The following is an 8,814-nucleotide window of genomic DNA, read 5'->3' on the forward strand; positions in this document are numbered from 1 at the left end:
CGGTCCTCCGCGCAGCCGGTCCCTGGTTCCGGTGCGACGCCGTCCGTAGAGTGGGCGGCATGACGTGGTTCGGTCAGCGTGGGAGCACCCCGGTCGATGCCGCGTCCGCCCTGCCCGGGCGGGCGGAGGCGATGGCCGTGCACGAGTGGCACGCGGTGTGGCCGGAGCGGCGCATCACACCGCCGTTCCCGGCCGGGACGGCCACCGCGGTGTTCGGCATGGGCTGCTTCTGGGGAGCGGAGCGGATCTTCTGGCGCACCCCCGGCGTGTGGTCCACGGCGGTGGGCTACGCCGGCGGCAGCACCCCCAACCCCACCTACGAGGAGGTGTGCAGCGGGCTCACCGGGCACGCCGAGGTGGTGTTGGTGGTGTTCGACCCGGCCGAGGTGTCCTACGCCGAGCTGCTGCGGGTCTTCTGGGAGGGGCACGACCCGACGCAGGGCATGCGGCAGGGCAACGACGTGGGCACCCAGTACCGGTCCGTCGTGCACACCACAAACGAGGCGCAGCGGGCCGAGGCCCTGGCCAGCAGGGACGAGTACCAGCGCGCGCTCTCCCAGGCGGGCCACGGCACCATCACCACCGAGATCGAACCGCTGCGGGACTTCTACTACGCCGAGACATACCACCAGCAGTACCTGTCCGAGGGGAAGAACCCGAACGGCTACTGCGGCATCGGCGGCACCGGGGTGAGCTGCCCGGTCGGCCTGCGCACCGGCGACGCCTGAACCGAGCGCGCCGCCCACCCGGGCGGGGTCTCCCCTGGCCGAGGACGCGCGCGGTGGACACCGGTTTCGACGTGTCCCGTCCGGGCGCCGGGGCCCCGGGGCGAGCCCGGTGTGCCGGGCAGGTGGCCCGTCTGGGCGGCGGTCCACGAGTCGGGAGAACGGGCCGGCGGACCAACCGCCGCTCCACCACCACCACCACCGGGGTGGGACGCGTCGGCGGAGGTGGGCCCCCCGGTGTGCCCGCCGTCGTGGAGGGCAGGGACCGGCTTCCGCGCCGGGCCCCGCTCGTGGCCCCGGCCGCCCTGGCGCTCCCTCCGGTCCTCCGCGGGGCCGGAGTGGAAGCCGGGGGCAGGCACGTCCTCACCCCCGGGCTCCACGTTCGGCAGGTCGCCTGACCTGAGCGGTGGCCACCGCCGGAAGCCACCACGCCCGGTCGACGGGTCGGGGAGCCGGCCGGTGGCCGCCAGTCGAGGAACAACCGGCCGAGCCCGTCACGCTCCCGCCGGCGCGTTCGCGATCGACGTGAAGTACCGGAACAGGGCTGCGGCGAGCACGGCCGGGTCGACCTGGTGCGTCTGGTCGGGTAGCACCTCCACCGTGGCGTTGGGGAGCCGCTTCGCCAACTCCTCGGCCGCCGTCGTCATCCAGGCATCGCTGGCGCCGCCGCTCAGGACGAGGGTGGGTGTCCCGACGTCGTGGAAGACGTCGAGCGCCTCGGGCCGGCCCAGCATGGTGTCGCCCATGATGCGTCCGTCGTAGGCGACCGTGTGACCGACCCCTTCCAGCGCTGGCCAGAACGGTTGCTCGACCATGCTGTCCACGACCGGCGCCGGTGTCAGGGCGGCCTCGGTCATGAGCAGTCGGACGGCGTCTCCGGGGCGGCCGTCCGCGACCGCGAGGTCCAGGCGCTCGACGTAGTCGGCCGCGACCGGTTCACGGTCCGAGGACACGACGAAGGGTGGCTCGTAGCAGGCGAGCGCGTCGATCGGAAGACCCGCCTTGGCGGCGCGGAGTGCCAGCACCGCGCCGGAGGAAACACCGAACAGGGCGGCGCGTCCCCCGAGGTGGTCGATCAGGGCGGCGATGTCCTCGATCTCCCGCTCGACCGCGTAGGGGTGCGTGTCCCCGCTCTCGCCCCGTCCCCGGCGGTCGTAGGTGACGAAGCGGAACGCCTGACCCAGCTGGCGACCGACCGCCCCGTCGCTGAAGTCCATCGCCCGGAACATCGTCGCGCCGTCCACGCTGATGATGGCGGGTGCGTCCGCTGGTCCGGTCACGCTGAAGGCGATGGGCGTTCCGTCCGCGCTGGTCACGATGTGAGTGGTCACTATGCTCCTCGACGACATGAGTACCGATCGGTACTCGCGGTAAGTACGGTACCGTTCGGTACTCTGGAGGTCAAGATGGCTGAGTCGACATCCGCCGCGGGTTCGAAGGGGGAGGCCAAACGCGAGCTCATGCTCGAGCGCGCCCTCGAGGCGTTCGTGGCCAACGGGTACGTCGGTACCTCGACCGATCAACTCGCCGCCGCCGCCTCGGTGTCCAAGCAGACCCTGTACAGGGCGTTCGGCGACAAACAGGGCGTCTTCACCGCGCTCATCCGCGCCGAGTGCGACCGTGTCCGCAATCCGTTCCTCCCGCTCGTGGACCGCATGGCCGAGGTGGGGACCGCCGAGGAGGCGGTGCGGGACCTGGCTGACCGGTTCGCCCGCTCGATCATGAACCCGCGTATCCAGCAGCTCCGACGCCTGGTCATCGCCGAGGCGACGCGGTTTCCCGAACTCGGGCTCTTCTACTGGGAGCGGGGCTTCCTCCCGATGCTCGACACCCTGGGGCGTTGCCTCTCCGTGCTCGACGCCCGTGGTCTGCTGGATGTTCCGGAGCCGTTGCTGGCCGCGAACCACTTCGCCGGGATGCTGTTGTGGATACCCAGCAATCAGACGATGTTCGCCGCCGCTACCAGGCCGGTCTCCGAGTCGGAGCTGGCACCGGTGGTCGACGCCGGTGTGCGGGCGTTCCTCCGTGCCTACCGGCGCGACGAGGAGGCGGGCTGAGGCCTCGGGGAGGAGGGCGTGCCCCCGGCGAGGACCTGCCACCGGCGCCTCGACCAGAACGGCCCGGTCGCGGTCGGAGCCGGTGTTCGTCCTGTGGGGCGCCTCCCGCGCCGGCACCGGGTGCGCGTCGCCCTGATCAGGAGGGGCGGCTCTCCCTGCCGTCGAGCCAGAGGATCTCCGACTCGTCGCGGTGCGATCCGCTCGTTCCGACGTGCCTCGCGTCGATCCGCGGGCCCCTCCTGATCACGTGGACCAGTGCCATGCCGTGGCCACGTCCCAACCCGTAGTCCTCGCGGAGCCAGTCGAGGATGACGCCGGCCTTCACCGAGGGGTCGTCGAAGCCCTTGGCCCTCGCGATCTCCAGCAGTTGTCGCGGCGTGAGCCCCGTCCTGCGCTCGATGGTGTCGAGGTAGGCCTGGAACGACATGTGTTCCTCCTGGTCCGGGTGCCGCCGGCGGTGGCGGGCCGCGCTGGCGGAGCCGTGGTCACGGCCGATTCGTACGGTACCGTTCGGTACCGACAATGTGGGTGCGGCCGCGCTGCCGTGTCCGCCGGCGGTCGTCGAGCACCGGGGGCGCCGCGCCGGAACGAGTGCCGCTCGGGACGGCGTCGGCCCCCACCGCCTCCCCGCCGTCGCGGCCGGTGCCCGGGAACCGCAGTGCACGGGAGCGGCGGGGGACCGACCGCGCTCGTCCTCCCGCCGGACGCCGGGCGGCGGGGGCTCCTCCCGCCGGCGAACCGGCGCTCCCCGGCGACCAACCGCTCAGAGCAGTGGGGTCAGCGCCGCGTACCAGGTGTCGGCCATCCGCCGATCCCCCTCGGCGTTGGGGTGCACACCGTCATAGGTGTGGAGGTCGGTGTCGAAACCGGTCCAGTGGTCGGCGACCAGCACGGGGGAGCCTGGCGTGCTCCGCTCCGCCGCCCACGCGGGCACGGCGGCGTTCAGGTCCACCACCCGCTGGGCGCACTCGGGGCAGTTCGGCGCGTCCATCGGGAGGATCTGGGCGACGATGAGCCGGATCCGCGGGTTGGCCGCCCGCATCTGGTCGAGGAGGACGTCGTAGGCGTCGAGGACGTCCTCGGTGGAACGGGCGCTCCACACGTCGTTGGTGCCGAAGTGCATGAGGACGATGTCGGGGTCGGTGGCGGCCAGCCAGCTGGGGAGCAGGTGCTGCCTGGCTACCTCGGTGACGAGAGCCCCGCCGTGGCCCTCGTGGTCGCCGTCGTGCGGGAAGCCGCAGCCCTGCGGGGCCCGCGTGCCCACGAAGTCCACGTCCGTGTGCCCGGAGTCCTGGAGGTCGCGCCACAACAGGGCCCGCCAACAGCCGGGGGAGCCGGTGATGGAATCGCCGAGCGGCATGACCCGCACCGGTTCGGGACCGAGGACCGGTGGGGCGGCAGCGGCCACCGGCGACCCGACCAGCGCCGTGATCAGCACGGCCAACACGGCGGTGAGGCGGGAACGTGTCCTCGTCGACATGGTCACCACTTCCGCTGCTCGGAGGTCGGGGACGACGTCGACGGGAGGAGGCGGCGCGGGGGCCGCGCGGGCGTCACCCGGGCGGGCGGTGCGGTGGGTGACAACGTCGTCATGCCCGCCCCGAGTCAACCAACCCCCGGTTGTCGAAGGCAAGGGCGTTCGCGATCGACGCGGCGTTCGACCCGCGTTCGAGGGGCGTCGGGCGCGGGACGGCCCCGGTCACCGGCGGGACCCGGCCAGGAGCGCCGGAACGGTCACCTGGTCACCGTGCGCGGGCGGAACGTGGGCGTCAGGGCTTCGGCGAGGCGGCGCAGCCACAGGTCGGCGTCCCCGACGATGGTGGGGTACTCGGCCACGAACTCCGCCCAGTCCACCTCCAACGCCAGGATCGCCGAGGCGTCGAAGTCGTCGGCTCCCCGCTCCAGCTCCGGGCGGAGGACGCGGCGGAGCAGGTCCAGCCGCAGCGGGAACTCCTCCGCGAGCAGGACGGCGTCGTAGAGGTCCTTGCCCTGCGGGTAGGAGTCGCTCGCGAGCCAGAGGATCTTCCACGCCAGCGACAGGCCCGGGCTGGCCGTGGCGAGGGGGATCGGGGCGCCGCCGTCGAAGGCGGCGAGCTGGGTGATCACCGGTCGGTCGCGCAGTTCCTCGTTGAACACGAAGTCGAGCTGCACGCTTCCCGGGGGCAGGCCGGGGGCGTGCCAGGGGATGACGAGCCGACGGCCCTCGGCGCGTTCGTAGGTCCAGATCGGATCCACCGCGACGTCGCGGGTGTCGAGGCGGATCGAGCCGTCCAGGGTGGCCGCCGAGGCGACGGCCGCCACGAACTGCTCGAAGAAGTCCACTGCCCACGGGCTGGTCGGGTTGATCTTGTGGGGGAACACGACGAAGTCGAGGTCGCCCGGTTCCCTGGCCTCGGGCAGCCAGGCCTTGAGCAGCCGGCTGCCCCGGAGCAGGAGGTGCTCGGCCCAACCGGCCCGACTGATGATGCGTAACAGGTGGTCCATGACCAGCCGTCGGGTGTGGTACCAGCGCTGCCCGGTGAGCGGGTCCGTGAAGGCGGGCTCACCGGCGCGGAACGCCCGGTCGTACTGCTTGAGGGCGGGATCGAAGATGGGTGCCTGGGTGGCGCCCGCGCCGTGGGTCAGCGGCAGGTAGGTGGTGGGGAAGAGCTCGGTGCCCCTGGCCGGGGTCGGCGGCACCCCGTCGGTGAACTCGTCCCGGGCGAGCGGGACACCCTGGAGGAGACGCCAGGACGACGCCATCTGGTGGTAGCTCCGCTCGAACCACCCGTCGTCGACGGCGGGGTTGTCGTCGACGACGACGAACTCCTCCTCGACCTCGAGAACCGGGCAGCCGGTGGCGCCGAGGCCGTCCAGCAGCATGTCGAGGCGTGCCCGGGCGGTCTGGCGCCCGACCTTGTAGCAACGCTGGGTGACGAACCGTTCGTGGCCGCCCCCGGTGGCGGGGCGTCGGGCGTTCCGGGACACCCGGGCCCGGTGCTCGGCGGCCACCTTCGTGACCAGCCGGACGGTTTCCTCGTCTGGCAGGAGCAGCTTCACGTGGTGTTCGAAGTGGCAGTGGGTGGGCAGGGTGGCGGCGGCCTCCTCGGTGAGGGGTACGTCCGCGTTCCAGGGCGCGGCCTCGATCTTGACGCGCACCACCTCGTACCCGGCCCTGGCCAGCCGGTTCGTCCAGGTCCTCGCCGTGGCGCGTTGTTCGGTCAGCGATCCGCAGCCCGGGTAGGTGAGCATCGGCTGGGACGCCGTCCTTCCCTGGGACAGCAGGATGTGGGTGAACTTCAGGTCGTGCGCCCGTGCCCAGGCCGCCAGCCGCCCGGGGTCCGAGTCCGCCCGCACGGTCAGGTGAGTCTCGAAGTCACCGCGGAAGTCCGGCACCAACGCTCCCCGCATCCGTGGAGGCCGGGTTGGCCTCCGCTCGCGCCCTGAATCATGCCCGCCCGGTGCGACCCTCCTGGCGGGTGCCGGCCGGTTGCGAGTTCGTCTCGCGTTCGGTCGAGCGTGGGACGCCGAACGGAGTAGGAGGTGGCCACTCGTCGCGACACGACTGGTGCGGCGGCCCGCAGTGCCTACGCTGGAGTGGTGGCGGGAACCGGGCGCCTGTCGCGGGCGTGGGAGGAACAGGCGCGGAACTGGATCGCCTGGGCGCGCAGACCCGGCTTCGACTCCTGGTGGCACCTCCGGGAGCGCTTCCTGGCGTTGGTTCCGCCGCCGGGCGCCGCGACGCTGGACCTGGGCTGCGGCGAGGGGCGGATCAGCCGTGAGCTGCGGGCCCGTGGTCACCGGGTGCACGGCGTGGACGCATCACCCACGTTGGTGAGCGCCGCGCGGGACGCCGATCACGGTGGTGCGTACGCGGTGGCCGAGGGCACCGCGCTGCCGTTCGCCGACGGGGTCTTCGACGTGGTCGTCTCGCACAACGTGCTGATGGACGTCGACGACCTGACGGGCACCGTGGCCGAGGCGGCTCGCGTGCTGCGGCCCGGCGGGCGTTCTGCGTCTCCATCACTCACCCGGTGGCGAACGTGAGCCGACCGTCCTCCGACGACCCGAGTGCGTCCCGGGTCATCGCCCGCTCGTACTTCGCGCGGGAGCGGTTCGAGGTGGAGCAGGTGGTCGACGGCAGCCGGATGGTGTGGAACGGCTGGTACCGGCCGCTGGAGGACTACACCCGGGCGCTGGAGAACGCGGGTCTGCTCCTCGAGGCACTGCGCGAGCCCACCCCGGACTGGGTGACGAACGACCGGGACCGCCAGGTGCCCTGGCACCTGTGGCTCCGTGCGCGTCCGGCGTGAGGGCGCTGTCACCGGCTGGCGCGCCGGTGGGGGCGTGCGTCGCGGCGGGTGCCGGCGTCGGCGCGGTCCCTGCCTCACCGGCCCTCGGTGAGCAGGTCGAACAGCTCGTCCTCGGCGACCGGGTCGAGGGGATCACCGGCCCCGGGGCGCACCCGCAGTTCGGCGTGGGGGAGCAGTGCCCAGCTCGCCGTCGCCGAGGGGAAGGGCACCTCCTCGTCCTCCCGCCAGTGCCAGAGGCACACCGGGTGGCGCACCTGGTCGGCGGAGAAGCCCCAGTCCCCGCCGACGAGCCGGCGGTCCTGGGCCACGCCCGACGGCTCGTCGGTGCCCGGCCCTCCGGAGGTCGTGACCGGGGGCGGTCGCGCCGCGTCGCCCTGGCCCCGCCGGCCTCCGCCTCCGGAAGGGGGCGGGAACGGGCGGCCGGCGAGCACCGCGACCCGTCGGGTCCTCCTCGCCAGGCCCACCGAGGTCGCGTAGGCGTACGGGGCGCCGACGGCGACGCCGACCACGTCGAAGGGCCCGAGGCCCAGGCGTTCGGCGAGGAGGGCGAGCGGGGCGCACACGTCCAGCGGCGACCGCCACGGCGCCGGTGACGACAGCCCGTGCCCCGGTCGGTCCGGTACGACGAGGTCGAGCCCGTGCCGTTCGGCACGGGCGAGCCACGACTCCACCGCACGGTCGTGCGCTGGCAGGCCGTGGTGCACGACGACGGGCGGCCCGCCGGGGACGCCGCCCCGCCGGTAGCCCAGGACGGCTCCGCCGCCCAGGTCGATGCGCTGGCGCACCGGCTCCACCCCTCCCAGCGCCGCCGGTCGCGTGCCGCCGGGCTCCGTTCCTGGTCCGTGCCGTGGTGGGGACCGGGCAGCCTGGGTCCGGGTTGACGGTAGGAGCAGCGCGCTCGTCGCCACGGCGGGTCGCCGTCGAGGACCGTCGGGACCCAGTGCGACTGTAGGGGCGCTACGCGTCCGGGTGGCGGGACAGTGGTTGGTGACACAGGCGGCGGGGCGCTGCCGGCCTCGGCGTGCTCCCGGTCCGGCTCGTCGGGGCAGGGCTACCCGGTGGTCCACCCGCTGGTCCTGGGGTGGTGCTCCCCGGTGTCGCGCGGCCCGGCGCCGTGCGGACCCGGGCGTGGTCTCAGCGCGGGAAACACCGGGAGCACAGCGCATACCCGGCTGGCTGGCCTCCCACCGAGGGGAGGGCGAGCGCGCCGCAGGCCGACAGGATGAGGTAGGCGTCGCCCATGCGCACCCGGTTCTGCGGCCCGTCGACCCGGTGCAGCTGCCGGCGGAAGAGGCCGGGCCACACCGACTCGCCCTCGGTGGAACGGGCGGCCCGCTCGTACTCCAGTTCGGAGGGGCGGCGGGGTCCGGGAGCTGGACCGCCCGACCCGCCCCTGGACGGTGGCCCGGTGAGTCGACGTGGCACCAGGACGTGTTCCGGCGCCTGGTAGTGGATCATTCGCGGACCCCGCTTCCCCGAAGTAGCGGCTGGATGTGCACCTTCCGCGGGGGGTCCCGACGGGAGGTTGTCGGTCACTGGACGGCCGGTGTGCGCCGGGGCCGACCACTGTTGGAAGCAGCCAACGCGTGCGTGGTTCCGTGCTCTTCACCATCCAACGCCGACCGGTGGGCCGGGGATGCTGAAATTTTCATGCGAAAAATTCTGGCGTCCTCGGAGCCCGTGTTGGCTTCGCTCGTCGGTACTTCACCTCAAAGTGTTAAACTTGAAAGAGTTTCACTA

Annotated in this window: 10 protein-coding genes; 4 read left to right on the top strand and 6 right to left on the bottom strand. The window is 72.9% G+C overall.

Annotation, left to right across the window (positions count from 1 at the left end; translation table 11 throughout):
- Positions 1–59 precede the first annotated feature (59 nt).
- Positions 60–728 (top strand): peptide-methionine (S)-S-oxide reductase MsrA, encoded by a 669-nt coding sequence (msrA, locus tag ACTIDRAF_RS0207815; RefSeq protein WP_016698170.1) that lies wholly within the window; start codon positions 60–62, stop codon positions 726–728.
- 491 nt (positions 729–1,219) lie between these two features.
- On the opposite strand, the gene ACTIDRAF_RS0207825 is transcribed toward msrA, so the two are convergent.
- Positions 1,220–2,056 (bottom strand): alpha/beta fold hydrolase, encoded by an 837-nt coding sequence (locus ACTIDRAF_RS0207825; protein ID WP_016698172.1) that lies wholly within the window; start codon positions 2,054–2,056, stop codon positions 1,220–1,222.
- 75 nt (positions 2,057–2,131) lie between these two features.
- Here ACTIDRAF_RS0207825 and ACTIDRAF_RS0207830 point away from each other — a divergent pair, with 75 nt between their 5' ends.
- The gene (locus ACTIDRAF_RS0207830) at positions 2,132–2,782 is read left to right on the top strand and encodes a TetR/AcrR family transcriptional regulator (protein ID WP_016698173.1); all 651 of its coding nucleotides are present in this window, start codon (positions 2,132–2,134) and stop codon (positions 2,780–2,782) included.
- A gap of 136 nt (positions 2,783–2,918) precedes the next feature.
- Here the strand turns inward: ACTIDRAF_RS0207830 and ACTIDRAF_RS0207835 are convergent, their stop codons facing one another.
- The 3 genes from ACTIDRAF_RS0207835 to ACTIDRAF_RS0207845 all read right to left on the bottom strand — a co-directional run bounded on the left by ACTIDRAF_RS0207835 (position 2,919) and on the right by ACTIDRAF_RS0207845 (position 6,157).
- Complete coding sequence (locus ACTIDRAF_RS0207835) at positions 2,919–3,209, bottom strand: DUF4287 domain-containing protein (protein WP_016698174.1); 291 nt, start codon at positions 3,207–3,209, stop codon at positions 2,919–2,921.
- Positions 3,210–3,545: 336 nt separating this feature from the next.
- The gene (locus ACTIDRAF_RS0207840; RefSeq protein ID WP_026065882.1) at positions 3,546–4,262 is read right to left on the bottom strand and encodes an SGNH/GDSL hydrolase family protein; all 717 of its coding nucleotides are present in this window, start codon (positions 4,260–4,262) and stop codon (positions 3,546–3,548) included.
- A gap of 254 nt (positions 4,263–4,516) precedes the next feature.
- Positions 4,517–6,157, bottom strand: a complete 1,641-nt coding sequence (locus ACTIDRAF_RS0207845) for a nucleotidyl transferase AbiEii/AbiGii toxin family protein (protein WP_026065883.1) — start codon at positions 6,155–6,157, stop codon at positions 4,517–4,519.
- Between the two features lie 204 nt (positions 6,158–6,361).
- Between ACTIDRAF_RS0207845 and ACTIDRAF_RS34420 the strand changes: the two genes are divergently transcribed.
- Positions 6,362–6,808 carry a class I SAM-dependent methyltransferase gene (locus ACTIDRAF_RS34420; protein WP_211215289.1) on the top strand — a complete coding sequence of 149 codons (447 nt, stop codon included), beginning with the start codon at positions 6,362–6,364 and terminating at the stop codon, positions 6,806–6,808.
- Complete coding sequence (locus ACTIDRAF_RS34425; RefSeq protein ID WP_052168748.1) at positions 6,805–7,074, top strand: hypothetical protein; 270 nt, start codon at positions 6,805–6,807, stop codon at positions 7,072–7,074. Before ACTIDRAF_RS34420 ends, ACTIDRAF_RS34425 begins: the two co-directional genes overlap by 4 nt.
- Before the next feature lie 74 nt (positions 7,075–7,148).
- Here the strand turns inward: ACTIDRAF_RS34425 and ACTIDRAF_RS31860 are convergent, their stop codons facing one another.
- Together ACTIDRAF_RS31860 and ACTIDRAF_RS0207860 are read right to left on the bottom strand one after the other, a co-directional pair.
- A complete protein-coding gene (locus ACTIDRAF_RS31860; RefSeq protein WP_157162909.1) occupies positions 7,149–7,859 on the bottom strand; it encodes an alpha/beta fold hydrolase in 711 nt (236 codons plus the stop codon).
- A gap of 349 nt (positions 7,860–8,208) precedes the next feature.
- Positions 8,209–8,532, bottom strand: a complete 324-nt coding sequence (locus tag ACTIDRAF_RS0207860; RefSeq protein WP_016698178.1) for a hypothetical protein — start codon at positions 8,530–8,532, stop codon at positions 8,209–8,211.
- Between the last annotated feature and the right edge of the window lie 282 nt (positions 8,533–8,814).

The organism is Actinoalloteichus spitiensis RMV-1378, assembly GCF_000239155.1.
Lineage (GTDB): Bacteria > Actinomycetota > Actinomycetes > Mycobacteriales > Pseudonocardiaceae > Actinoalloteichus_B > Actinoalloteichus_B spitiensis.

Coding starts and splice junctions, on each gene's coding strand:
- msrA (WP_016698170.1), top strand. CDS start 60: ATGACGTGGTTCGGTCAGCGTGGGAGCACCCCGGTCGATGCCGCGTCC.
- ACTIDRAF_RS0207830 (WP_016698173.1), top strand. CDS start 2,132: ATGGCTGAGTCGACATCCGCCGCGGGTTCGAAGGGGGAGGCCAAACGC.
- ACTIDRAF_RS0207835 (WP_016698174.1), bottom strand. CDS start 3,209: ATGTCGTTCCAGGCCTACCTCGACACCATCGAGCGCAGGACGGGGCTC.
- ACTIDRAF_RS0207840 (WP_026065882.1), bottom strand. CDS start 4,262: ATGTCGACGAGGACACGTTCCCGCCTCACCGCCGTGTTGGCCGTGCTG.
- ACTIDRAF_RS0207860 (WP_016698178.1), bottom strand. CDS start 8,532: ATGATCCACTACCAGGCGCCGGAACACGTCCTGGTGCCACGTCGACTC.